Annotated in this window: 22 protein-coding genes and 1 pseudogene; 21 read left to right on the top strand and 2 right to left on the bottom strand. The window is 28.8% G+C overall.

Annotation, left to right across the window (positions count from 1 at the left end; genetic code table 11):
* Positions 1-55 precede the first annotated feature (55 nt).
* The 13 genes and pseudogenes from CHB63_RS03280 (at position 56) to CHB63_RS03225 (ending at position 13,889) form a co-directional block, all read left to right on the top strand.
* Positions 56-328: a hypothetical protein gene (locus CHB63_RS03280; RefSeq protein ID WP_089376990.1), complete on the top strand. Its 273-nt coding sequence runs from the start codon at positions 56-58 to the stop codon at positions 326-328.
* A 174-nt stretch (positions 329-502) separates the two neighbouring features.
* On the top strand, positions 503-1,309 hold the full coding sequence (locus tag CHB63_RS03275) for a tetratricopeptide repeat protein (protein ID WP_089376989.1): 807 nt from the start codon (positions 503-505) through the stop codon (positions 1,307-1,309).
* Positions 1,310-1,496: 187 nt separating this feature from the next.
* Positions 1,497-2,594 carry a magnesium/cobalt transporter CorA gene (gene corA / locus CHB63_RS03270; RefSeq protein WP_245856745.1) on the top strand — a complete coding sequence of 366 codons (1,098 nt, stop codon included), beginning with the start codon at positions 1,497-1,499 and terminating at the stop codon, positions 2,592-2,594.
* 31 nt (positions 2,595-2,625) lie between these two features.
* Positions 2,626-3,501, top strand: a complete 876-nt coding sequence (locus CHB63_RS03265) for a mechanosensitive ion channel family protein (RefSeq protein ID WP_089376988.1) — start codon at positions 2,626-2,628, stop codon at positions 3,499-3,501.
* A 371-nt stretch (positions 3,502-3,872) separates the two neighbouring features.
* The gene (locus CHB63_RS03260) at positions 3,873-5,687 is read left to right on the top strand and encodes a long-chain-acyl-CoA synthetase (protein WP_089376987.1); all 1,815 of its coding nucleotides are present in this window, start codon (positions 3,873-3,875) and stop codon (positions 5,685-5,687) included.
* A 188-nt stretch (positions 5,688-5,875) separates the two neighbouring features.
* Positions 5,876-7,066, top strand: a complete 1,191-nt coding sequence (locus CHB63_RS03255; RefSeq protein ID WP_217898395.1) for a PAS domain-containing sensor histidine kinase — start codon at positions 5,876-5,878, stop codon at positions 7,064-7,066.
* 299 nt (positions 7,067-7,365) lie between these two features.
* Positions 7,366-9,054, top strand: a complete 1,689-nt coding sequence (locus tag CHB63_RS03250) for a tetratricopeptide repeat protein (RefSeq protein ID WP_245856743.1) — start codon at positions 7,366-7,368, stop codon at positions 9,052-9,054.
* Position 9,055: 1 nt separating this feature from the next.
* On the top strand, positions 9,056-9,688 hold the full coding sequence (locus tag CHB63_RS03245) for an SCO family protein (protein ID WP_089376986.1): 633 nt from the start codon (positions 9,056-9,058) through the stop codon (positions 9,686-9,688).
* Between the two features lie 130 nt (positions 9,689-9,818).
* A pseudogene (locus tag CHB63_RS17490) lies at positions 9,819-9,959 on the top strand (DUF6090 family protein); the annotation flags it as partial.
* 2 nt (positions 9,960-9,961) lie between these two features.
* Positions 9,962-10,507: a GNAT family N-acetyltransferase gene (locus CHB63_RS03240; RefSeq protein ID WP_089376985.1), complete on the top strand. Its 546-nt coding sequence runs from the start codon at positions 9,962-9,964 to the stop codon at positions 10,505-10,507.
* Entirely contained in the window at positions 10,494-11,981 is a 1,488-nt protein-coding gene (locus CHB63_RS03235) for a pyridoxal phosphate-dependent decarboxylase family protein (protein ID WP_089376984.1), read from the top strand. The genes CHB63_RS03240 and CHB63_RS03235 overlap by 14 nt, the downstream gene beginning before the upstream one ends.
* A gap of 86 nt (positions 11,982-12,067) precedes the next feature.
* Entirely contained in the window at positions 12,068-12,499 is a 432-nt protein-coding gene (locus CHB63_RS03230; RefSeq protein ID WP_089376983.1) for a toxin-antitoxin system YwqK family antitoxin, read from the top strand.
* Positions 12,500-12,803: 304 nt separating this feature from the next.
* On the top strand, positions 12,804-13,889 hold the full coding sequence (locus tag CHB63_RS03225) for a DUF5700 domain-containing putative Zn-dependent protease (protein ID WP_089376982.1): 1,086 nt from the start codon (positions 12,804-12,806) through the stop codon (positions 13,887-13,889).
* A gap of 106 nt (positions 13,890-13,995) precedes the next feature.
* On the opposite strand, the gene CHB63_RS03220 is transcribed toward CHB63_RS03225, so the two are convergent.
* A complete protein-coding gene (locus CHB63_RS03220) occupies positions 13,996-14,742 on the bottom strand; it encodes a slipin family protein (RefSeq protein ID WP_089376981.1) in 747 nt (248 codons plus the stop codon).
* 283 nt (positions 14,743-15,025) lie between these two features.
* Between CHB63_RS03220 and CHB63_RS03215 the strand changes: the two genes are divergently transcribed.
* Complete coding sequence (locus tag CHB63_RS03215; protein WP_089376980.1) at positions 15,026-15,574, top strand: GNAT family N-acetyltransferase; 549 nt, start codon at positions 15,026-15,028, stop codon at positions 15,572-15,574.
* A 71-nt stretch (positions 15,575-15,645) separates the two neighbouring features.
* Here CHB63_RS03215 and CHB63_RS03210 read toward each other — a convergent pair whose 3' ends face one another.
* Complete coding sequence (locus CHB63_RS03210) at positions 15,646-16,845, bottom strand: 6-phosphofructokinase (protein ID WP_089376979.1); 1,200 nt, start codon at positions 16,843-16,845, stop codon at positions 15,646-15,648.
* Positions 16,846-17,214: 369 nt separating this feature from the next.
* Here CHB63_RS03210 and CHB63_RS03205 point away from each other — a divergent pair, with 369 nt between their 5' ends.
* The 7 genes from CHB63_RS03205 to CHB63_RS03170 all read left to right on the top strand — a co-directional run bounded on the left by CHB63_RS03205 (position 17,215) and on the right by CHB63_RS03170 (position 24,993).
* Entirely contained in the window at positions 17,215-17,988 is a 774-nt protein-coding gene (locus tag CHB63_RS03205) for an XRE family transcriptional regulator (protein WP_089376978.1), read from the top strand.
* Positions 17,988-19,346: an exonuclease domain-containing protein gene (locus tag CHB63_RS03200; protein WP_089376977.1), complete on the top strand. Its 1,359-nt coding sequence runs from the start codon at positions 17,988-17,990 to the stop codon at positions 19,344-19,346. Before CHB63_RS03205 ends, CHB63_RS03200 begins: the two co-directional genes overlap by 1 nt.
* Positions 19,347-19,396: 50 nt before the next feature.
* Entirely contained in the window at positions 19,397-19,774 is a 378-nt protein-coding gene (locus tag CHB63_RS03195) for an LETM1 domain-containing protein (protein WP_089376976.1), read from the top strand.
* Positions 19,775-19,832: 58 nt separating this feature from the next.
* The gene (locus CHB63_RS03190) at positions 19,833-20,540 is read left to right on the top strand and encodes a phage integrase N-terminal SAM-like domain-containing protein (RefSeq protein WP_089376975.1); all 708 of its coding nucleotides are present in this window, start codon (positions 19,833-19,835) and stop codon (positions 20,538-20,540) included.
* 71 nt (positions 20,541-20,611) lie between these two features.
* Positions 20,612-22,657 carry an ATP-binding protein gene (locus CHB63_RS03185; RefSeq protein WP_089376974.1) on the top strand — a complete coding sequence of 682 codons (2,046 nt, stop codon included), beginning with the start codon at positions 20,612-20,614 and terminating at the stop codon, positions 22,655-22,657.
* A gap of 490 nt (positions 22,658-23,147) precedes the next feature.
* Positions 23,148-23,738: a hypothetical protein gene (locus CHB63_RS03175; RefSeq protein WP_089376972.1), complete on the top strand. Its 591-nt coding sequence runs from the start codon at positions 23,148-23,150 to the stop codon at positions 23,736-23,738.
* Positions 23,739-24,471: 733 nt separating this feature from the next.
* Complete coding sequence (locus CHB63_RS03170) at positions 24,472-24,993, top strand: hypothetical protein (RefSeq protein ID WP_141107257.1); 522 nt, start codon at positions 24,472-24,474, stop codon at positions 24,991-24,993.
* Positions 24,994-25,570 lie beyond the last annotated feature (577 nt).

The following is a 25,570-nucleotide window of genomic DNA, read 5'->3' as shown; positions in this document are numbered from 1 at the left end:
AAAAAAATTAAACCTGAACCGTCCTGAAAAAATACTTAGTATTAAAAATTAAACTATGAAAAATCTACAAAAAACTATCATCCTATCATTATTGGTAATTGGATTTAATTCTTGTAATCAGAATTTAGCGAAAGATTGGTTTTTGGCTGGAAGTAATCCAAAAAGTTATAAAACTGGATTCGATAATTTAATTTCACAAAAGGTTTGGTTTGATAATTTGAGTTTTGAGATTTTAGGAAAATCTACTGAGAAATTTAACGATTCTTTAAATGTTGGGATTTCAAATAAACTTTTACCCAAGCCGACAAATCTAGATTTCGAGGAATAAAAAGCATACACACAACAATGCGTATGATTAATTGCTTGGTTTTATTAAACTAACTAAAATCCTCATGGATTTTCTAGGCCCATAATTTTTAATTAAATTAGTTCTTTAAAAATACAACTAATCTTGTACAAACCCGTAGCCAATTTTTGAAATAATTTATTAAATATGAATAAGATGAAAGCTATAAAACTTTTATTGATTGTCTTTACAATAATTTCATTTTATAATTGTAAAGAAACAACTCACAAACCTAATTCAGAAAGTTCACTAAAAATCATTAAACCAAACGATAGTTCTATCATAGGAATTTGGAAACATATGAGTCCACATGGACCTATGAAAATAAATTTTAAAGAAAATGGAGTTGTAGAAACAGATTTAGGAGATGATAATTCAATCGATGTAATTTCAAGCTATATTATAAAAGCTGACACTATAGAGTTCTTTGATAAAGAAGGAAAATCTTGTCCTAATCTTGGAGTTTATAAAGTTTATAATCGAGGATATACAGTTTCTTTTGACGTTTTAGATGACCTCTGTAATGGAAGAATTAAATCTACATCAGGATTTTGGGTTAGACCTAATCATATGGAACAGATTAGTCAATTGAACACAATAATTGAAAAAACAAATGATATTGAATTTGTATTACATAGAGCGCGAATGTATTTAGCTTTAACAAAATATAAATTGGCTAAAAATGACTTTGACACATACATAAAAAGAGATTCTTCAGATGCAAAAGTATTTATAAACAGAGCGGCAACAAGATTTCCATTTGGATTAAAAGGAATTGTTTATGATTGTAATAAATCTATTGCTTTAGATTCAACTGACAAAAATGCATATTTTTTAAGAGGTTTGGCATATTATGGATTAGATGAAAAGCAAAAAGGATGCGATGACTTTCAAAAGTCTATTGATTTAGGATTTGAGATATTAAAAGAGGCGGAGTACGACAAATGCAAGGAATATTGGTAGAATAAATAAATTTACTATACCACTTCATAAAATTTATGCTTAATTTTAAACTAAATAATGAACTAAAAAACATTCAACAAAGAATTTGCTGCGTCCGAAAAATCTCACATTTACCAGTCGTACAAATCTTATAAAATCCCGGTACATACAAAAACCTTATCGTAAATAAAAAATTATTAGAATTAAATTGCACCAAAAATCTATCCCGTTACATAAAAATATTACAAGATTTATAAAAAAGAAAAAACAGGAAATTGGACTTGCACCTGACGAACTTATTTTTAGAGGTCAAAAAAAAACTGACCAAGTCTTATTAAGAATAATTGATTTTGATTCTAATAATTTGACAGAAGGTGATGTAAAAACAGTTAAAGAAGTTAGTAAATACCAACATAAAAACTCTGTTACTTGGATAAATGTAGATGGTTTACACAATACATCGATAATGCAAGAGATAACAACTGCATTTAATCTAGATACATTGGTTATGGCAGAGGTGTTAAATACTGACGCAAGACCAAGAGTTATTGAATACGACAATTGCGCTTTAATAACCATCAAAATGTTACGCTTAGACCAGAAAAACGGAAAAACACTTGTTGAAAATCTAAGTTTAATATTAACAAAAAAAGTATTAATTTCTTTTCAAGAACAAAAGGGAGATGTATTTGAGCCAGTTAGAGAGAGAATTAGAAAGCAAAAGAAGAGAATTCGTAACGGAGGCACTGATTATTTAACCTTTGCTTTATTAGATATTGTAGTTGATAATTATTTATATGTTATAAGTGTTTTAGGGGAAAAGATTGAAACTTTAGAAGAAAACCTATTACTAAATCCCAATCAAAATATTATTAATGAAATTAATAATTACAAACGAGAATTAAACTATTTAAGAAAAAGTATAAAACCTGCTAAAGAAATGATTTTTTCATTAGCAAAAACCGAAACTGACTTTATTACTGAGGACACCTATATTCATTTTAAGGAGCTTGAAGATAATATAAGTCAAGCCAATGATGCTTCCGATGATTACCGTGAAATATTATCAGACCAACTTAATATTTATCATACTACAATTAGTAGTAAGCTAAATGATATTATGAAATTTCTTACAGTTTTTTCCGTAATATTTATACCATTAACTTTTATCGCGGGAATCTATGGAACTAACTTTGAATATGTGCCAGAACTTTCTTTTAAATATAGCTATTTTATAATGTGGCTTGTTATGATTATAGTAGCAATAGGTATGCTATTGTTTTTTAAGAAGAAAAAATGGTTTTAATAAAAAAGTATAATATTAATACACCTTTTAAATGCAAATAGATTTTAAAAAGATTTTTAATGATTATTTCCAACAAATAAGTGAACTTATTCCAAATATTATCACAGGACTAATTATTTTACTAATAGCTATTTTATTAGGTAAAATTGTTTTTAAAGTAATTTCTAAAACCACACAAAAAAGATGGCAAGACAGTATTATTTCTAACTTTTTAGCAGAAATAATTAAATGGACTTTTTACCTTTTTGGTGTGGTTATCGCATTAAACGCAGTTGGTTTTACAGGAATAGCAAGTACTATTTTTGCAGGAGCCGGAGTAAGCGCCATAGTATTTGGTTTCGCTTTTAAGGATATTGGCGAAAACTTTTTGGCTGGTATAATTTTAGCGTTAAAACGGCCTTTCGAAATTGGAGACATTATCGAAATTGGAGGTGATAAAGGGACAGTAAAAGACCTTGATTTAAGATTAACTCACTTAAGAAATGCAGAGGGCAAAGATATCTATATTCCTAATTCGTTAATTATAAAAAATACGCTAACTAATTATACTAAGGACGGTTTTCTACGCATCAATTTTATGATTGGAATTGCACCTGAATGTGATATTGAACACACACGTAAGTTAATACTCGCCTATCTTGATACTAACGTCAATATATTAAAAACACCAAAACATAGTGTCATAGTGCAAGAATTAGGAGAGTTTACTACTAATATTCAAATATTCTTTTGGGTAGACATTTTAGCAATCAAAAATTTACCTGATGAATATTTAGGACACAATATTAGAAGTAAGGCTATTACAGATGTTAAAAGAATTTTAGACGAGAATAATATTGAAATGCCATCTCAAGTAGTTGAACATAAAATGTATAAACAAAATAAACTAATAATTGATCAAAATTAAAGGGTAAAAAATGTACCAAAACAAAGAACTGAGTTAAAAAAAAACTAAATTCTACACTGTTTTTGACACAATAATTCTAGGCCTATTAAAAGTATAGATTAACCGTAATCCTCTCTTTTTGTTCTTTCTGATTTATAGTTTAAATTAATAATATGTAAACTTAAGCATTGTATAATCAATGCTTAAGTTCTACGTCTACTTCTAATACAATTAAAATTTACATCTTTAATCATCTGATTTACACTGACTTAAATTCCTACGGATTTCCCTACGTTATTATTATATTTACTAAATTAGTTCTTTGCCAACTCAAGGGCATCATACCTGAACACGTTGTTAATTAATTTACGTACAACAAAAGAAAAAAATAAATGCCTAAAACATTAAATAATAATTTAAATCTGGTCAATTTCCTTGGAAAGGTATTTAAGTTGCTACCGCAGTTTCCACGGATGATAAAGTATATCAAAAAAATTAAAAAAATAAAACCAGATAGTACTCAATCAATTGGAAAGCTAATAGAGTTGAATGCAATAAATCACGGAAATATAATTGCACTTAAATTTGAGAATCAGAGCTATTCTTATACTCAATTCAATGAAATGGCTAATAAGTATGCCAATTATCTTCTTGGAGCAGGCGTTAAAAATGGAGAAACGGTTATTGGTTTTTTAGAAAATAGACCGGAACTTTTATTTTTAATTACCGCTTGTGCCAAAATTGGTGCTATAGTTTCGCTTATCAATCCAAATCAGAGAGGAAAAGTATTAATTCACTCTATGGAACTTGCTAAATCTAAACACTTTTTTATAGGTGAAGAATTGATTCCATATTTTGAAGAAGTTAAAAATTCACTTTCAAATAATAGTGATCATAAGCATTATTGGATAAGTGATCAACAAATTACTGCTTGTCCAATACACTATATAGATTTAAAAAAGGAATTGGAAAAAGCAGCTAAAAAGAACCCAATTGCAACTCAGCCAATAATAGCAAGTCAAGTATATGCCTATGTTTTTACTTCTGGCACAACAGGTTTGCCTAAAGCATCAAGACAAACTCATAGCAAGTGGTTAAGCACTTATTATTGGTTCGGAAAAGTAAACATGAATCTAGGTATTCATGATGTAATGTATGTGCCACTACCCTTCTACCATACCAATGCGCTTATTGTGGGTTGGCCAACAGTACTTGCAGCCTCTTGCACTATGGTAATGAGAAGAAAATTTTCCGTTACACATTTCTGGGAAGATGTTAAAAAGTATAACGTAACGGCGTTCATTTACATTGGAGAATTATGTAGATACTTATTAAATGCCCCAGAATCAGCTTTAGAGAAAAATCACAGTATTAAAAAAATCATGGGAAATGGTTTGCGGCCAGATATTTGGCATGAGTTGAAGTATCGTTTTCAAATTAAACACATCTTTGAATTTTACGGTGCTGCCGATGGTAATGTTGGATTTACAAATACACTTAATTTTGATTGTACCATTGGGTGGTCTGCACAAAATTTCAAAATAGTTAAATATGATGTTGAAAATGATGAGCCTATAAAAGATTCCAATGGCTTTCTTATACCTGTAAGTAAAGGTGAAACAGGTTTATTAATTTCTGAAATAAGCAGTAAATCCGCTTTTGATGGATACGTAAATAAAGAAAGTAATGAAGAAAAAATCCTTCGAAATACTTTTAAACCTGGAGACTTATGGTTTAACAGTGGAGATTTGTTGCAAGACATTGGATTTAGACACGCACGATTTGTTGACAGAATTGGAGATACTTATAGATGGAAAGGAGAAAATGTAGCTACGGCTGAAGTGGAAGGTATTGTGGGTAATTTAAAATGTGTTGAAATGTGTGCTGCTTATGGGGTGCAAATTCCAAATAATGATGGAAGAGCAGGAATGGTTACGATTGTGAAACGAATCAATGAAAATTTTAATATTGATGCTATTGCAAATCAACTTCAGAAAGAACTACCAAAATATGCCGTTCCCATTTTTATAAGGTTAAAAGATGAAATCAATTTAACGCATACCCATAAAATAAAAAAATTCGATTTAAAAAAAGAAGGGTTTAATTGCGATGGCCAAATTTATGTAATGCTGCCCAAAACCAATACTTACATTAAAATGGATAAAAATATTTTAAATGAAATTAACAAAGGAGCCCATATATTTTAGATAAATTAAGGATGATACCACCAAGTATAAAAATCAGCTATAAAAAATAATAACAAACTAGCAAAGAAGCAAGTTAAAAAACTTATATTTAAACATATAAATATTCAACAAAATATATGCTACGTACTAAAATTTTTGATTTATAAGAAGCAGAAATCTTATAAACACCCAAAATCGCTTTGAAAAAAATGAAAATAGATACTAAACCAACATACCAAGATTTAGAGAATCAGATTACTGAACTCAAAAAGCAGAATGTAATACTTCATCAACATGCTACATCTCACGAAAAAGGTATCATATATTATTATAATACGATACTAAACAGCATAGGAGACCCTGTATTTGTAAAGGATCATAAAAGTAGGTTACTAATAGTTAATGATGCCTTTTGTGAAATTTTTAATCTTTCAAGGGATAAGATAATTGGAAAAACACTTGTAGAAGATGTTCTTGATGTTGAGCGAGAAAGCTTTTTAAAAATTGACAGACAGGTACTTAATAATGGAATTGAAAACATTAATGAAGAGTCACTTACAGTTCGTGGTGGTCAAACCAAAATTATATCTACACGTAAAACACGATTTATAGATTCCGATGGAAATAAGTTTGTTATAGGTGTAATTCATGACATATCGAAACGATACAAATCAGAAAATAAATTAAAAGAAAGGGAAAAACAATTAAAAAATCTTAATGCCTCTAAAGACAAACTTTTTTCAATAATAGCGCACGATTTAAGAAACCCGTTTAACAGTATTTTAGGATTTTCTGAACTATTAAAAGAAAATTTAGAAAAAAAAGAAAAATCTAAAGTGTATGTAAACATTATAAATTCTTCTGCTAAAACCACGCTAATTTTACTTAACAACTTATTAAATTGGGCAAAATCTCAAACTGGACAAATTAATTACACTAATTCAAAAATAATTTTGTCATCAATTATACAGGAAATAATAGATGTATCAAATTCACAGGCGAAAATTAAAAACATTACTATAAATAAAATTAAATCTGATGAAATTGAAGTCTATGCCAATGAAAATATGGTGAAGACGATTTTACAAAATCTTATTTCAAATGCTATTAAATTCACCAAATCAGAAGGAACTATAAATATTGCTGTAATTTCACAACAAAACCAAGTTGAAATTTCAATTTCTGATAATGGAGTTGGAATTAATAAAGACAAACTCAATTTATTGTTTAATGTGTCTTCAAATCCAACATCCTTTGGTACTGAAGGCGAAAAAGGCTCGGGATTAGGATTGGTACTTTGTAAAGAATTTGTGGAAATTCTTAATGGTGAAATTTGGGTTAAAAGTGAAGTGGGAAAAGGAAGTGATTTCAAATTTACATTACCGTTATACAAATGCTAATAATAAATTAATATTAATTGCTCCTTCTCGCCTACTTCAAAAAAACTTACTTCAGCTTTTATTAACCGACTTTTAATTAACAAAATAAAAATCTCCTCCCTTTAATAGTTGGTTTTAACAACTAAATATTCATATATTTACAAAGTATCATGTGCAAATTGCTATAAATCTCCCTCGATTTACAACTCCGGAAAATAAAGAAAACTCTATGTTTTATAAAACATAATAGAGCATAAAATCTAATTGATCAAACTGTAAAACAAATTGTAAATAAGTATCATATTTAATACATTAAAACTATGAAACATTCAAAAAAAATGTTCGTTTTTACAAGTACAATTCTATTATTTTGCTTGTTTTCCTGTAAAAATAAAACTCCAAAACCAAATCCTGCATTGGCTTCAATTGATTTAAAACGTGGAGAACTGTTGCTGTGCAGTACAGAACAATTTGGAGAAGTAAGCTTCTCATTAGATTGTAATTATGAAATCCGAGAAGTATTCGATTTAGCTGTTTCTCTGCTGCACTCTTTTGAATATGAAGAAGCTGAAAAAGTATTTGTTAAAGTAATTGATGCAGACCCGGAATGTGCTATGGCATATTGGGGAGTTGCTATGAGTATTTATCATTCACTTTGGGCACCTCCAAATGCTGAAGTGTTAGAAAAAGGTTCTAAACTAATTGCAATAGCACAATCATTGCCAAAAACAGAAAAAGCAGAACAATATGTTAATGCTATTGGAGCATTTTACAAAGATTGGAAAACTTCAGATCATCATACAAGAGAGTTGTTATATGAAAAGAAGATGGAAAACATCTATTTAAATAGTAAAGACGATCCTGAAGCAGCAGTTTTTTATGCGTTGGCACTTACGTCTTCTGCAGATGCAAATGACAAAACTTATAAAAATCAGAAAAAAGCAGGAGCACTTTTAGAAAACCTATTTAAAGAACAACCTAACCATCCAGGAATTGCACATTATATTATTCATTCGTATGATTATCCGGAACTAGCTCAAATGGGATTAAGCACCGCAAGACGCTATGCAAAAATAGCTCCTGCATCGGCACATGCGCAACATATGCCATCTCATATTTTTACGCGGCTTGGACTTTGGGAGGAATCTATAAACACCAATATAAATTCTGCAGAATCTGCAGTGTGCTATGCCGAAAGTTATTCTCCCGGTGCGCATTGGGATGAAGAAATTCACGCTATTGGATATTTAGTTTATGCCTATTTACAAACTGGCAATAATAAAATGGCTAACGAACAATATGAATATATAAAAACATTTAAGGAAATATTTCCTCCTAATTTTAAAATCGCTTACACTTTTTCAGCAATTCCTTCAAGAATAGCTTTAGAAAATAAAGATTGGGAAAAGGCATCCAAACTACAATTACCTCCTTCAATAGAAATTCCCTGGGAAAAATTCCCTTGGGAAAATTCAATTTTAAATTTTGCACGTACCTTAGGATTTTCTCATTTAGGTAAAATTAAGGCTGCTGAAAACGAATTACAAATCCTGAAAAAACATCATCAAAGTCTTGTCGGAACAGACGCTTATAAAGCCAATCAAGTAATGATTCAAATAAATGCTGCGGAAGCTTGGATTCATTTAGCTAACGGAAATAAGTCTGAGGCACTTTCTTTAATGAAACTTGCTGCCAAAATGGAAAGTGAAACTTCTAAACATCCTGTAACTCCTGGAGAGGTGCTACCTGCTGATGAATTGTTGGGTGATATGTTACTGGAACTAAATAAACCAGAAGAAGCTTTAGAAGCTTATGAAATAAATTTAAAAGGCCATCCTAATAGGTTCAACGGAATATATGGCGCTGCAATTGCCGCAAAACAATCTGGAAATAATGAAAAAGCAACACGCTACTTTATGCAACTTATTGAACTAACTAAAAACTCAAATAGCGACAGACCAGAATTAGGAGAAGCGATTGCATTTATTGCAAAACAAGCAACCATTTAAAATGCGAATAAAAACTTTAGGTTTCATATTTACTTTAATGCTAATTACTTCTTGCAATCAAAAACAAGACAAGCAACTACCTGTTTATAATCCATCTGATTTAAATCCGGAATTAGTAGATAAAAGCCTTAGAAATAAAAACGAGCATCATACTGTTTCAGATTTTAACCTTATCAATCAAAATGGTGAGATAATAACTCAAGACAATTATAAAAACAAAATTTATGTTACCGATTTCTTTTTTACACGCTGTGAAAGTATTTGTCCAATTATGACTGGTAATATGGCTAAAATTCAAGAGGCTTTTTTAAACAATGATGATGTAATGATTTTGTCTCTTTCGGTTACTCCAGATATTGACAGTATTCCAGTTCTTCGTGAATATGCGATTAAAAAAGGGGTTATAGATTCAAAATGGAATGTTACAACTGGAGAAAAAAAACATATTTATCAACTCGCTCGCAAAAGTTATTTTGCAGTTGTAGAACAAGGTGATGGTGGACTGCAAGATTTTATTCATACTCCAAACTTTATATTAGTTGATAAGAAAAAACAAATACGTGGAATTTATGATGGAACTGACAATGAAGAAATAGATAAACTAATTAAGGATATAAGACTATTGATGAACTGATTTAATAAAAGGATGTTACAAACCTATTTACCGAAATCAAAAAAAAATGTTATTCCACACTTGACATAGAATACACTTTAATATTCAAAATAGATTCCTGCCTTCGCAGGAATGACAGAACACCTAAAATATGATAAAATTCTTTAAAAAAATCCGTCAAAACCTACTCAATAAAGGAAAAACCAATAAATATTTTAAATATGCTATTGGTGAAATTGTGTTGGTAGTTATTGGTATTCTCATTGCGTTACAGATTAATAATTGGAATGAAATATGATTACAATAATAGAAACTGAGAGATTAATACTTCGGGAATTTAACATCAATGACTATAAGGATGTTTATGAATTTGGATCTAACATTGAGGTTCAAAAATATACAGGTAATCAAATTATTGAATCGTTAAATAGCGCAAAAGAACTTATAGAAAATGTTTTTTATTCCGATTATAAAAAATATGGTTATGGGCGTTGGGCAGTAATTTACAAACCTGAAAATAAAATTATTGGGTTTGCAGGACTTAAGTATTTACCCGAATTTAAGGAAACCGATATTGGATTTAGAATTTTACCGGAATATTGGAGAAAAGGATTGACTACAGAAGCTTCAAGAGAAATTATTAAATATGGTTTTGAAAAATTTGGACTTTCCAAAATAATTGGAATTACGTTTCCAGAAAATATTGGTTCGTATAAAGTACTTCAAAAAATAGGAATGAAATTTTATAAAATAGACGAATATAATGGAGATGGAAAAGAGTATAATTGGTATAAATTAGAAAAGGAAACCTATATAAAGCAACAAAATGACAAAAATTAGAAAATCATCCATTGAAATGGACAAAGAAGAATTTCGAAAAATTGGATATCAATTAATTGATGATATATCTGAATTTATTGGCTCTATAGATAAAAAACCAGTAACACCAAATGAAAGTCCGAGCCAACTACAAAATATATTAGGAAACGTATCCTTACCCGAAAATGGAACACCTGCAACAGAGTTAATTTCTAAAACAACTGATTTATTATTCAACCACTCATTACTTAACGGACATCCCAAATTTTTAGGCTACATTACTTCTTCTGCTGCTCCAATTGGTGCATTAGCAGATTTACTAGCGGCATCCGTTAATCCGAATGTTGGAGCACATATTCTTAGTCCTATTGCAACTGAAATTGAAAAACAAACTGTTAAGTGGCTAGCTGAATTTATAGGGGTATCTCCAGACTATGGCGGCATATTAGTTAGTGGTGGGAATATGGCAAATTTCACCGCATTCTTAGCCGCAAGAACAGCGAAAGCACCAAAGAATATCAAAGAAGATGGAATTCAAAATACTTTAAATAAACTAACTGTTTATTGCTCAAAAACAACACATACCTGGATTGAAAAAGCTGTGATTTTATTTGGTTTAGGTACCAATTCAGTACGATGGATACAAACTGACGCTTCTAATAAAATGGATACTACAATTTTAGAAACTACCATAAAAAAAGATCTAGAAAATGGCTGTAAACCAATTATGGTAATTGGTACTGCTGGTGATGTAAGTACCGGAATTGTTGATAATTTAGTTGAAATATCAACTATTTGTAAAAAATATGACTTGTGGTTTCACATTGATGGTGCTTATGGTATTCCTGCCGCAATTATTCCAAAACTAAAAAATATGTTTGATGGAATTAAAGAAGCCGACTCCATTGCTCTGGATCCACATAAATGGTTGTATAGCCCGCTTGAAGCAGGATGTACTTTGGTGAAAAATCCTCAGCATTTAATTGATACATATAGTTCACATCCCGAATATTACAACTTTAGCAACAGTGAAGATGAAATAGCTCAAAACTTTTATGAATACGGACTTCAAAATTCACGTGGCTTTAGAGCTTTAAAAGTTTGGATAACATTACAACAAGTTGGCAGAAGCGGTTATGAAAAACTAATTAGTGAAGATATTGAACTCTCAGAAATGCTCTATAATCTGGCTAAAAAACATCCTGAATTAGAAGCTATTTCTCAAAATTTAAGTATTGCTACTTTTAGATATATTTCAATAGACAACGCTCATAATAAAGAGTATCTAAATAAATTAAATGAAAATATTTTGAATGAATTACAGACTGGTGGAGAGGTTTTTCTATCAAATGCTATTGTTCAGGAAAATTATTGTTTAAGAGGTTGTATTGTAAACTTTAGGACTTCCAAAAAAGACATTGAAGAAATTATTGAAATAGTAATAAGAGAAGGAAGAAAAGTTCATTTAAAACTATCCCAAACAAAAATACTATAAGCAATTATAAAAATTATATTGATTTTTATTGGTATTTTAATTACATTGCTAATAATTAGTTGAAAATCAAATTATAAAATCAAATTATGAAGAACACAATTCTATTTTTAGCGATGCTACTTTTCATCAACTATACAAATGCTCAAGAACAGAAAGAAAGCTATTATAATTATGCAAAAGCTAACATAACAGAAACTGGTGAAATTGATAAAAATGGTTTTCCAACTGGTGAATGGAGCTATTATTTAGAAAGTGGTTCTTTAGATTATATAATTAATTGGGAAACTAATTTTATAAAAAAATATTATACTACCGGGGAATTAAAAGAAACAGGGACCTTTATTCCTGAAACTGGTGTTCATATTAAAGAATGGATTACGTATTATAAAAATGGACAGGTAAAAGCAACAGAAATATATAATGAAAATGGCGATAAGAATGGTGAGTTTAAATCCTATTTTGAAAATGGAACATTAAAAAGTGCTAAGATTTTCAAAAATGGAGTCAAACAGGAATAGCGAGCTCTCCAAAACAATCTTATTTCACTTTAATTAGCCATACTTTTTATTAACATAAAAAAGCTCTCCCTCTAAATATTTGAATATAACAACTTAAATTTCATACGTTTATAAAACATAGTATGCAAATTACTATAAGTTTCCCTCGATGTACAATCAAAAAAAATTATAAGTTTTTGTTATACAAAATAGAGCAGTAAATAATATTGACAAAAACAATAAAACACTAAGTTTATCTAGAAATATACATATTATAACCAGTTTATTAAATACGGATATAACGAGTTGGCAAACATTAAAATCTATGAAAAATATCTTAGTATTATTATGTATTTTTCTTTTAAGTTTAGAAGCTTCTTTTGGTCAAAAGATATCAGACAAAGGATTGCAAATTTATTGGGAAAAAATGCAAAATATTGAAAGCGGAAAAGAGTTATCAAATACAGACTTGATGGAAATATGGAATTCGCCAGGTTATAATTATTATAATAATCAAACAGCCTCTCAAGACATCTATAATAATTATTATAATTTAGTTTATCTCACAGGTTTACAAGATTCTCTTCAAAATAGATTAAGAAATAATGATAATAGTAGTATTAGTTCTTATATAATTAGGTATTTGAATGAAGCAAAACAAAAAAGATTAAAACTAGAAGAGTTCATTCAAAATTTGAAAACATCAAATAATATTAATGACGGAAATACTCAAGCATTTAAATATCTGCCAAAAACTTTTAAACCTGATAATGAGAATACACTTATAGCCTTAACTTTAATTGTACCTGACTCACAAACTATACCTGAAGAAGACCTTATTCTTATCGACCTTCTGAGCGCTTATAGACTTGGAAATGAATTTGATAAATATTTAGGTCATGAATTGCATCATCTTTATGTATTAAACTATTTTTCTAAACTAAGGAAGAATGATGAATTGGATAGATATCCAGATCTAATATATAGTATTGACAAATTAAGACTTGAGGGAATTGCAGATTTAATAGATAAAGATGATATATTAGAAAAGCCTAACAAAAGTGATTATGAATTAGATTTTTGTAAATACTATAAAGAATCCAAAAGTCGTTTTCAAAAAATGGATTATTTAATACAAGAGATTGTTGATAATGAATCGATGTTTACTGCTAACGGAAAAAAAATAAGTAGAGAACTTCCCTTGGGATGTCATCCCAATGGATTGTATATGGCACATCTTATTGAGAGGGAATATGGAAAAGATGGAATACTTAAATGTTTAGAGAATCCTTTTGTTTTTATTCAATTGTTTAATGAGGCTTCAAAACAAAATCCAGAAAAGTATTATACTTTTTCTGATGTAGCAATGAATTATCTTAAGAAACTTGAATTAGAATGGATAGAGGATTGATAATATTAATTTTTGTAAAACAAAATAGTATTAAATTTAAACATCGGAAAATTGCGTTTTCAAAATCGCAACTTTTCATGTTCTAAACCGTTAATCTACACTTTATTTAATCTTTCTCTTTTCTTCGTTTTCTTGGCAATACTTCTTCCGGGAATGGGAATAAAATTGTCGAATTTTTTTCAGAAGCAATATTTGCTAATGTTTGGTACAATCTTAATTTAATTGCAGATGGCGATTGATCTATTAGTTTACCAGCTTCTAACAGTTTCCCTGCTGCTTGTTCTTCTGCAAGTGCTAAAATAATCCGTGCTCTTCTAGAACGTTCTGCTTCTGCCTGATTTGCCATCATTCGTCTCATATTTTCAGGCAACTGAATATCTTTAATTTTTACATCAATTATTTCAATTCCCCAATCCTTAGTTTCGTGTTCTACAATATTTTTAATATTCTTACCCATTTCCTCTCTTTTTGATAAAATGGTGTCTAATTCAACTTTACCACAAACATCTCTTAAAGCTGCTTGAGCAAGTTGTGTTATGGCAAAATTATACTCTTCAACTTCCAACACAGCTTTTTCAGGGTCATCTACTTTAAAAAACACTACCCCATCAATACTACAAGGTACATTGTCTTCAGTCATTACTTCTTGGGAAACAATATTAATGGTAATTACACGAATATCTACAACCTGAATCGTTTCAATAACAGGAATAATCCATCTAAAACCTGGTTGAAGTGTGGTAATATATTTACCAAATCTAAATTTTAAGGCTCTTTTATATTCATAAACGACGCGTATTCCACTGAATAAAAACAATACAATAAGAATACTAAAGAATAATGGTATTTGCATGGGTAAAATATTAAGTTATTTAATTTGTCCAATTAAAATATTTGCCAAAAAGTTAAAGATTGCAAGAAGTGTTTTAATCTTTAGACTTTCAATACATTAACTAAAACAGAATGTAAAGAATATTTCTATTTAGTTATTAGATTTCCCTTTAAATTTACAAATATATTTGCTGTTTACAAAATATTAAGCCCTATAAATGAGGTGTTAATAAACAAGTTTTATACAATTTTATATGTTAATTTTTTATAAAAAATACTTTACATTCGTTTTTTAAACAGAAAAAATGCATTATTTAAATTTTACTCCATTTCCTAAATTAAAATCAGAACGATTACAACTTAGACAATTAAATAAATCTGATGCTCCTATTATTTTCTTTTTAAGGTCGGATGCTGAAGTAAATAAATATATAAAAAGGCCTACACCAAAAAGTATTGATGATGCTTTGGCTTTTATTGCTAAAATTAATAATGGAATTAAAGAAAACGAATGGGTTTATTGGTGTATTACATTAAAAGACAATCCCAAAGTAATTGGAACTATTAGCTTGTGGCATTTTTCTAAAGATAAAACAATTGCTGAAGTTGGATACGACTTACACCCTGATTATCAACAAAAAGGGATTATGAATGAAGCTTTAAATACTGTACTTAATTATGGTTTTAATACGTTGAATCTTAGAGAAATTGAGGCTTTTACACATCGAAATAATAACCCTTCAAAAAAATTATTAGTCAATAATAAGTTCATTTATAAGGAAGACAGAAAGGATGAAGATAATTTAGACAATCATATTTTTACAGTTCAAAATCCCAATAATAAATCTAAATAATTTCAAAAAAAAAATACGCTGCATAATTAACCCGATTAATTTTACAACGTATTTTCTAGGTTGACAATTAATTAATAGTCGCTTGTCATAATAAACAGTGGGTTCATTTCAAAACTATTATAAGTAGGACATAACCTGTCTATATTATAGAATTTCTCAATATTAACCACTTTAGATTTACCTGTAACCACATCTATAGGAACATTATCATAACGTCCATTTTTCAATACTACTAAACGTCCGTGTACCCCTTTTAAAATAAGATCTAGCGCAAGGTTTCCGTAAGCCATTGGCACAATAGAATCTATTGCATCCGGATCACCACCTCTTACTAAATATCCTAATTTTTGATTGATTACATTAATTTTTTTACCATTATTGTATTTTGGAGATAACTCTTTCAATCTTTGTGAAACAAGCTCACCTATTCCACCAAGTTTTGCATGTCCAAACTGATCTTTTTCACCATCTTTAAAAACCATCTCACCACCTTCAAACATGGCTCCTTCAGAAACCAGTGCTACCGAGTAGTTACTTGGATTGTCAAATCTATCTTGTATTAAAAGCTCTGTTAAACCTTCAATATTAAATTTATATTCAGGAATTACACATCTATTTGCAGCACCCGCCATTGTTGGTAACATTGCTGTAAAACCAGCGTATCTACCAAATACTTCTAATACTAAAAACCGTTCATGCGATCCGGCAGAAGTTCTTAACGTATTGGTCATATTAATGGTTCTGGTAATACAGGTACTAAAACCAATACAATAATCGGTTCCAGGAACATCATTATCCATTGTTTTTGGTATTGCCACTACTTTTACGCCCTCTTTATACAACCTAACGGCATAACTTAAGGTATCATCACCACCAATTGGAATTAAATAATCTACACCTAAATAGTTTAAATTATCCAAAACCACTTTGGTCATATCATTATATTCTTCTTGGTAAGTATCTCTATGTTGCTCTGGCACATTTGCTTTTGGAAGATGGCTTGGCCGTGTTCTTGAGCTATGTAAAAAAGTACCTCCGGTTCGTCCAGCTTTATTAACAATAATTTGAGTAAGTTCAACAAAATTGTAACTATTATCTGCTTTTGGGTCTTGAACAAGTTCAACAATTCCTGCCCAGCCTCTTCTTAAACCAATTACTCTATAACCTTCTCTAATTGCTCTAATTGTTATTGCTCTAATTGCAGGATTTAAACCTGGAACATCCCCACCACCAGTTAATATAGCAATGGTTCCTTTTACTTTTTTCGCCATGTTATTATAAATTTATGTTATCTCTTTCTGTTTTGTTGTTAGCTTAATTAAGATTGAGTTCATTTTAGTCTTCTAAAAAGCATAGTTTCACAAGCATCATCTGTAAAATTCACTCTCAAATTTACACTTTTATTCAAAAATAACATACTAATTTAAGGTAAATCTTTGTCTTTTAAATTCTATTTTTATTGAATATAAATTAATGTATACATCATTAATTTTCATACTTTTAAAACAAGCTACTTTAATATATCCCACATTATTATCTTGTTATTTATTCATTTTATTTAAGAGCTAAATTAGGTGTTCTTAATTTTTTTATTAAATTAGCTCAATATATTAGTAACTTATGCTCACAAATTTAGCAATATGAATTTTCTTTCAAAAAACATTAAACATCTTAGGTCTTTAAAAGGGTTAACACAAGAGCAATTTGCTCAGGAATTAGATGTATCACGCTCTAGAATAAGCTCTTACGAAGAAAATAGAGCCATTCCTCCTATTGATTTCTTAATAATTTTATCTGAATTCTTTAAAGTTCCTATTGATATTTTAGTGAAAAACGATTTATCCAAAGCAAAAGATGGCTCCTTTATAAAAATTGGAAATGAGAGATTGCTGTTTCCAATTACTGTTGATAGTGAAAACGAAGATTTAATAGAAGTGGTTTCTGTTGAAGCTTCTGCGGGTTATTTAAGAGGGTATTCGGATCCGGAGTACATAGAGCATTTAAATAAAATTAAACTACCGTTTTTACCAACCGGAACACACCGAGCTTTTCCAATAAAAGGAGATTCTATGCTGCCCGTAAAAAGCGGTTCTTATATTGTTGCTCGTTTTATTGAAGATATTAGAGATGTAAAAGATGGAAAAACCTATATAGTACTAACGCTAAACGATGGTATTGTATACAAACGTGTTTTTGATAAAATAGATGAACATCAAATGTTATTGCTGGCTTCAGACAATAAAAAATACGATCCTTATTTTGTGCCTGTTGATGAAATTTTAGAATTATGGGAATTTACCTGTAGCATAAACACACAGGAATACGATGAACAAGAATTAAAAATTAGCAGTATAGCCAATATGTTAACTCAATTGGGAGTTGAATTAAAAGAACTTGAGAAAACCCTAAATTAATGTACGCAATTGTTGATATAGAAACAACAGGACACAGCTCTAAAATAACTGAAATTTCCATTTTTATTTTTGATGGTAAAAAAGTAATAGACGAATATACTACGCTTGTAAATCCTGAATCTGTAATTCCACCATTTATTACCAATTTAACAGGAATTACGAATGCAATGGTTGGCAATGCTCCTAAATTTTATGAAATTGCCAAAAAAGTAGCCGAAATAACAAAAGACACCATTTTTGTAGCACACAATGTAAACTTTGATTACAATATAATTCAAAAAGAATTTAAATCACTTGGGTTTGATTTTAAACGAAAAAAACTGTGCACAATTCGACTTTCCAGAAAATTAATTCCGGGATTAAAATCGTACAGTTTAGGAGCGCTTTGCAGTACTCAAAATATTGAAATTATAGACCGTCACCGTGCAAAAGGAGATGCAGAAGCTACTACCATTTTATTTGAAAAATTGTTAAATTTAGATACAGATCAACGTGTATTTAATTCCTTTTTAAACCCAAAATCCAGACAAGGAACTTTACCTCCTTTACTTCCAAAAAAAATAGTAGATGAATTGTCGGAAAAAACAGGCGTTTATTATTTTAAAAACGAAAAAGACGAAATTATTTATGTTGGTAAAGCCAACAATATAAAACAACGTGTAATCAGTCATTTTTACGATAAAGCCAAAAAGGAAATTACTATGTGTTTAGAAACCGCTAACGTAACTTTTGTTGAAACCGGAAGCGAATTATTAGCATTGTTATTAGAATCTTCAGAAATTAAAAAGTTGTTTCCAAAGTTTAACAGAGCTCAAAGACGGGCTCAGGAAAGTGTAGGCTTGTTTAGTTACGAAGATAGAAATGGCATTATTCACCTGGCACATAACCGATTAAAATTAATTCCAAAACCGTTAATGAAATTTCACAATGTAACAGAATGCCGGGTTTTTATGGAAAAATTATGTGAATCGTTTGAATTGTGTCCAAAATATTGTCATTTACAATCTAATGTAACCACTTGTTTTCATTATCAAATAAAGCAATGCAAAGGTATTTGTAAAGATGAAGAACCTGTTGAATTGTATAATAAAAGAGTAAAAAAAGCAATTGAATCTATTAAATTTGAATCGGAGAACTTTATTATAAAAGAAACTGGCAGAGCAAAAAATGAAAATGCTTATGTACTTATTTTAAACGGAATTTATAAGGGTTTTGGGTATGCCGATAAGAAACAAAAACTAAAATCGATAGATGATTATTGCGAAATAATTACAAGTCAAAAAGATAATAATGATGTAAAACGCATTTTAAAAACCTATGTAGAAAAAAATGTTGAACAAATTTTCCAATTGAACTAAAATAAGTAAACTTGCACTTTCAATAAGTAAGTGTTAAAGCTATTTTATTAATGAAAGACCATAAAGAACCTGTACAAATTGATTTAGCTGTTTTTGAAAAAAATGGTAAGTTTGAATTTGCGCAAATTATAAAAAAGAACAAATTTAAAGCTACAAAAGCTTTAAATGGATTTTTAATTGGTCTTAAAAATGAAGCTTCAGGTTCTAAAGAAACCTCAAGAATTATTGTGAAATTTGTTTCTGCAAAAGCTATTTCAAAAGAAGAAGAAAAACATTTAAAGACACAGGTTGCTGATGTTTTTAAAATATTGGGAATTGGAGTGCCATTTATGCTTATTCCAGGCGCTACGCTGTTAATTCCGTTTATTTTAAAAGCTGCAGAAAAAAAGGGAATTGACTTATATCCTTCTAATTTTAAGAAAAAATAGCTCATTTTTCAACATATTTTTTTTATAATGTTTCAAAAAAATATATATTTGAAATGCTATGAAAAACACTCAAAACACACTCCCTCCTATTTTATTAAAAAAGGTAATTCACAAAAATAAAATTCAGCTTTTATTGCTGTTCCCTTACAATAATGAAATAAAAAATATTCTTTATAACCTAGGTGGTTATTACTGGAGTAAAACTTTACGAGGATGGTATACCCAATTTACTTTAGAAAATATTGCACTTTTAAAACAAACTTTAAATGATAAAGTAACTTTTAAATTAGATCCTTCTGTTTATGAAAAGCTAAAAGTAAAACCGATTAAAAAAACACGAGAAATATCCGAACAGAACAAACAAATAATAAGGCTGTATGTTAAATATTTAGAAGGAAAATGCTATAGTGAAAGTACCATTAAAACCTATTTCTCTTTTATTGCAGATTTTTTCGATTATCTAAAAGACACTTCTATTTCAACAATTTCTAACCAAACCATTGAATTGTTTATTAAAGATGTTTTTGTACCAAGAAATTATAGCGTAAGCACCTACAGGCAATTTATGATTGCTATTAAATTATTTAAGACTTTTTACCCGGAATGTGATTTTAATGATTTACAATTAAAACGAACTGAAAAAAGCATACTAGTACCTACTATTATATCTAAAGAAGAAATTGAAACTCCTTTGGACTTGGCATTAAAAAATTTAATGGAAACGAATGATAACCAAACTAATAATAGACTATCCGGTAATTATTAAAAATGCACTTACACCACCTTAAAAACAAAAAAAATTAGTAATTTTGCTCGTTGAAATCCCCATTTCCCTTTATGAAAAATAGTGTTTTTGCCATTTCCCTATTCCTTATTATGGTTACTTATAAGTTAAATGCCCAATACAACGTGCAATTTAGCGACAATTATCCACCTTTTAATTACATAAATGACAATGGCGAACCTGCTGGTTTTAATATAGATATATTAAATGCTATTAATGATTTATATGAAAACAAGGAGATACAATTAAATTCTGATAATTGGAATGCTATAAACAAAGCATTAGATAGCGGATATATTCAGGCAATTGGAGGAGCTCACTACCCTGGCAGATATGATGAAAAGTATATTTATACACGATCAACAATAAATACCTCTCATTGCTTTTTTTACAATACAAATTACTTCAATAAATTTTCATTAGAGCAATTTCGTACTATAAAAGAACCTTTGGTGGCCATGTGGAAAAACGATGTTCTTATACACTATGTATTATCCATAAATCCTACAGCTAAATTTATATATGTAAAAAATTATGAAGAACTCATAAAAAATATAGACCGAAGAGATGTTACTTGTCTTTTTGGACAACGAATTGGCGGTATGTATTTTGCAGAAAAACTAAATAAAGATTATATAAAAACACTTGATCATCGAATTTTAGAGCGCAATATGGGTTTTAAAGTTTCCAAAAATTCGCCAGAATTAGCAGAAACTTTAAATAATGGATTAGAAATAATTCTTGCCAATGGCACTTATCAACAAATTTATGACAAATGGATCTCCAACTATGATAAACCACAATTTAGCTGGCGAAATTATTTAAAATATATACTGGTTGTTGTAGCATTATTTTTATTTCTTTTAATTATAAATTGGATTTTACGAATACAAGTTCGAAAAAAAACAAAAGATTTGCGACACCAAATTGAAGTGAATGCAGATATTATGCAAGAGTTGGAAATTCAAAAATTTAAAGCCGAAGAAAGCGACAGAATGAAATCGGCTTTTTTAGCCAATATGAGTCATGAAATAAGAACACCTATGAATGGTATTTTGGGCTTTACCGAATTGTTAAAAACAGCTGATTATTCTTCAGAAAAGAAAGCTAAATTTATAAATATTATTCAACAAAGTGGAAACAGAATGTTGAATACGATTAACAATATTATGGATATTTCTAAACTAGAATCTGGATTAGAAACTGTTCATATTAAACCTATAAATATTAATAAAATCATAAATGAACTGTTAGATTTCTTTAGCCCTGAGGCAGCATTAAAGGGACTGGAATTTAAATTAAATGAAACTGTTTTAAATAAGAATCAGCCATTTTACACCGATGAATATAAATTGAATTCCATTTTAACCAATTTAATTAAAAATGCTCTAAAATTTACATTTAAGGGCGCTATTGAAATTAATTATAGTTCTCATAATGAATATGTTGAATTTTGGATTAAAGATACTGGTATTGGCATCCCTTTAGATAAACAAGCTACTATATTTAATGAATTTGTACAAGCTGATTTTTCACATTCTAGCGGCTTTGAAGGCACAGGGTTAGGATTGTCAATTTCTAAAGGCTATGTACAATTATTAGATGGAATTATAAAGTTAGAATCTACGCCAAATAAAGGAACTACTTTTTATATTCGTATTCCTAATTCTTCAAATAAAATATCTCTAATAATTGAATCTGAAGAGAAAACAGCTATAAAACAATTTACATCTTTAACCTATAAAATTATAATTGCTGAAGATGACAGCACTACTTTTTATTTTTTAAAAGAAATTTTAAAAGACGTAACCAAAAGTTTGTATTACGCTAAAGATGGGAATGAAGTAGTTGAACTAGCTAAAAAACACCCAGATACAGATCTTATTTTAATGGATATAAAAATGCCGCATTTAAATGGTTTTGAGGCAACAAAAAAAATTAGAACTTTTAATAAAGATGTTTATATTATTGGACATACGGCATTTGCACAAGACAGCTATAAAAGAAAAGTGATTGACGTTGGTTGCAATGCTTATATTTCAAAACCTATTAATCGTAACAAATTACTTACTTTAATAGAGGAAATTAAGATTAAATAGATGTATCCTAAATTAAACATAGGACAACTAAATAATTGAAATTTTATATACAAATAGCTTAAAATGAAACAAATATTACTAAATTTGATACAAACGTTGCTATTGCATTTTTATGAAATAGCATATATATCAAAAAAACAACAATAGTGTTTTTTATCCCGTAAATTTTAGGGGGATAAAAACACTTTTTATTAACATATAACTAGTTGGCAACAATTAAAAAAATTGAAAAATGGAAAATATTTGGATTATTGCAATACTACTATTTTTAATAACCATATTTCTTTATTGGAAAATTTCTAAGAATTATTTCAAAAATGAAGTTTTTAGCAAAGGAACATGGAAAAATTGGGGAACGAGATTATTTTATTGGCAAGGAGCAATTTTCGTCAGTATCGGAGTAACATTTCTAATAATATTTCTTTTAAATGCAATAAATGTTTTAAATTTTTAGAAAAAAAAATAACGGAGAATAATTGTTGACAACGATATGAAAACAAACATTGACAACCGAAAAAACATAATAATTTCTCTTAAATCATATTACGGAGAAAGAATAAAAGGAATTGACAAACAAATTCAATTCCTGAAAATGTGGAACTTTATGAATATTTCAATAACCATAATTTGTTTCGGAATTTTAATGACAAGTATTATATCTGAACAATTAGAATTTGATTTTTATAAATGGCAGAAAACAGGATTAATTGCCCTTTTGAGTTTAATAGTATTCTTAAATCTACCGAATGCGATTTTTGAACTCAAATTATTGAAACACTTTAAAAAAATAAATAATTACAATGATTTCAATGGAATTGAAAAATTGAATAATGATTTGAAATTTCAGATTGACAAATTAAACAATAGAATAAGAACGAACATAATTCAAGTTATTTTAGGAATTTTAATATTATTTATGAGTGCTTGGCAGACAATGAATGAGAATAATCCTTATTGGGAATATATGAAAATTCCGATTATATTATTTTTTGGATTTATAATTATCAAATTTATAATTGTAAATAAAAAACTGACAGAAAACATTCAGAAAGTAGAAAATACTGTTGCCAACACCTCATAAAATTTATGCTTACTTTTGAACTAGCAGAAACCGACAAACATTCAATAAAAATATTGCTACGGCGGAAAAATCTCCGATTTTTACGTCGCACAAATCTTATAAAAACACGGTTGTAATTAATTGCTCTGATGAAATTTTCCGGTCAGAAACAAAACAGATAAAATTGAGTTTAATAAAATAGATTTTTAAGATTTAAACCAGGAGGAGAATTGATTTGATTTAAATTTCTATAAATGATAAATTCAGTAAAATGACAAAATTGAGTTGATTAAAAATTCATTCAATGATAAATTTAGTAAAATGAGAAAATTGTTTTTTTTTAATTAGTTTAATGACAAATTAAATAAAAATGATAAATTTGAGTTCACTTCTACTCTACTGATTTTTGAGAATTGAAACGCAAAAAGCTCAATGAAACGGAGAAATTTAAAATCAGAGCGGATTTGAGCATTGAAACGGAGAAAAATTGCAAAACGCTAAAACAAGAAAAAAGATAAATTAATAACAAAAAAAAGGATTTTTATAAAGAACAAGAATGACAAATCTCGGAAAATACTAAAATTCAATTATCAGCATAACGTATCGCAAAAAATTACAACAACTCATAAAATTTATGCTTAAATTTGATTTAGTACAAACGACAAACATTCAACTAACAATTTGCTACGTCCGAAAAATCTCCGATTTTCCAGTCGCACAAATCTTATAAAAGCCCGTTGGTAAACATAAAGAAATGAGATATCTGATTATTTTATTGTCATCCATTTTAATTCTGAGTTGTACGAAAAATGACAATTCTGAATTATTGATTGGAACTTGGAAAATAGACAACAATCCCGAAAATTACTCGGAATTAAAGATTGAAAAAGATTATATTTTAAAATTGATTTATTGCGAGAATAACATTGAGATTATAAAGAACAAGAACAGAATTGAAAATAATCTATTAATAATTGATAATCAAGAGTATGAACCTAAAATTGACACATTTAGTTTAATTAATTATTCGAAAGATAAAATCACACTAAACAGAAAATTTCTGAACCAAAATTATAAACTTTCCAAAATTGAGAATAATATTACCGAAATAGATTCGAATGATTTAGAAAACTGGAAAGAAAAGACAATTAAAGAGTTTAAAAAAAGAGCGAAATTATATTTTAAAGAAAATAACATATCCGAGAAAAAACAAAGAATTGACACAATTCAGATTGAATTACCGAATATTGAGGAAATTGAAATTCCGATAGATTAAAAAACGTTTACCAACACCTCATAAAATTTATGCTTACTTTTAAACTAAATAACGAACCGACAAACATTCAACAAACGATTTGCTACGGCAGAAAAATCTCCGATTTTCCAGTCGCACAAATCTTATAAAAACTAGTTACAATTAACAGCGGACTTCAGCCTGAAGTCCTTAATTTGAGCATTTTGAGTTAAAAAAATATTGACTGTCTAAGACACACACCGAAAGAAAATTGAAACGGTCAGAATTTAGCAATAAATCGGAGGAAAATATTGAAACCGAAAAATAACTCGGTGGAGAAAAACGATTTTAGCACAACGGCGGAATAATAAATTGGTCGAAAAAATGAGTAATTTATGAGAAAAATAAAAACCCATTGAAACGTGGAATTTAAGAGTTGAAACGGAAAAGAATTAATAAAAATTAAAACTAAAAAGAGAGATTTCAGTTTTTAATAGAGTTCTCCGAATTGAAAGTTGAAACGGTTTGATTTTTTAGCACCAGAATGAAAAGCTGCAAATTGTAACACCGCATATAAAAAATTGCTAAATTCAGTAAAATACAATGTTTACTAATTTTA

The sequence above is a fragment of the Lutibacter flavus genome (genome assembly GCF_900188355.1).
In the GTDB taxonomy this organism is placed as follows: domain Bacteria; phylum Bacteroidota; class Bacteroidia; order Flavobacteriales; family Flavobacteriaceae; genus Lutibacter; species Lutibacter flavus.
Note: the sequence above shows the minus strand (reverse complement) of the source record. Positions and strands in the feature narration are given on the sequence as shown.

Excerpts from the sequence above, each read along its gene's own strand:
- CHB63_RS03240 (WP_089376985.1), top strand. The coding sequence starts at position 9,962 with ATGATTACAATAATAGAAACTGAGAGATTAATACTTCGGGAATTTAAC.
- CHB63_RS03230 (WP_089376983.1), top strand. The coding sequence starts at position 12,068 with ATGAAGAACACAATTCTATTTTTAGCGATGCTACTTTTCATCAACTAT.
- CHB63_RS03265 (WP_089376988.1), top strand. The coding sequence starts at position 2,626 with ATGCAAATAGATTTTAAAAAGATTTTTAATGATTATTTCCAACAAATA.
- CHB63_RS03200 (WP_089376977.1), top strand. The coding sequence starts at position 17,988 with ATGTACGCAATTGTTGATATAGAAACAACAGGACACAGCTCTAAAATA.
- CHB63_RS03195 (WP_089376976.1), top strand. The coding sequence starts at position 19,397 with ATGAAAGACCATAAAGAACCTGTACAAATTGATTTAGCTGTTTTTGAA.
- CHB63_RS03225 (WP_089376982.1), top strand. The coding sequence starts at position 12,804 with ATGAAAAATATCTTAGTATTATTATGTATTTTTCTTTTAAGTTTAGAA.
- CHB63_RS03185 (WP_089376974.1), top strand. The coding sequence starts at position 20,612 with ATGAAAAATAGTGTTTTTGCCATTTCCCTATTCCTTATTATGGTTACT.
- CHB63_RS03205 (WP_089376978.1), top strand. The coding sequence starts at position 17,215 with ATGAATTTTCTTTCAAAAAACATTAAACATCTTAGGTCTTTAAAAGGG.
- CHB63_RS03210 (WP_089376979.1), bottom strand. The coding sequence starts at position 16,845 with ATGGCGAAAAAAGTAAAAGGAACCATTGCTATATTAACTGGTGGTGGG.
- CHB63_RS03250 (WP_245856743.1), top strand. The coding sequence starts at position 7,366 with ATGAAACATTCAAAAAAAATGTTCGTTTTTACAAGTACAATTCTATTA.
- CHB63_RS03190 (WP_089376975.1), top strand. The coding sequence starts at position 19,833 with ATGAAAAACACTCAAAACACACTCCCTCCTATTTTATTAAAAAAGGTA.
- CHB63_RS03170 (WP_141107257.1), top strand. The coding sequence starts at position 24,472 with ATGAGATATCTGATTATTTTATTGTCATCCATTTTAATTCTGAGTTGT.
- CHB63_RS03275 (WP_089376989.1), top strand. The coding sequence starts at position 503 with ATGAAAGCTATAAAACTTTTATTGATTGTCTTTACAATAATTTCATTT.
- CHB63_RS03280 (WP_089376990.1), top strand. The coding sequence starts at position 56 with ATGAAAAATCTACAAAAAACTATCATCCTATCATTATTGGTAATTGGA.
- CHB63_RS03220 (WP_089376981.1), bottom strand. The coding sequence starts at position 14,742 with ATGCAAATACCATTATTCTTTAGTATTCTTATTGTATTGTTTTTATTC.
- CHB63_RS03260 (WP_089376987.1), top strand. The coding sequence starts at position 3,873 with ATGCCTAAAACATTAAATAATAATTTAAATCTGGTCAATTTCCTTGGA.
- CHB63_RS03235 (WP_089376984.1), top strand. The coding sequence starts at position 10,494 with ATGACAAAAATTAGAAAATCATCCATTGAAATGGACAAAGAAGAATTT.
- CHB63_RS03255 (WP_217898395.1), top strand. The coding sequence starts at position 5,876 with ATGAAAATAGATACTAAACCAACATACCAAGATTTAGAGAATCAGATT.
- CHB63_RS03215 (WP_089376980.1), top strand. The coding sequence starts at position 15,026 with ATGCATTATTTAAATTTTACTCCATTTCCTAAATTAAAATCAGAACGA.
- CHB63_RS03245 (WP_089376986.1), top strand. The coding sequence starts at position 9,056 with ATGCGAATAAAAACTTTAGGTTTCATATTTACTTTAATGCTAATTACT.
- CHB63_RS03175 (WP_089376972.1), top strand. The coding sequence starts at position 23,148 with ATGAAAACAAACATTGACAACCGAAAAAACATAATAATTTCTCTTAAA.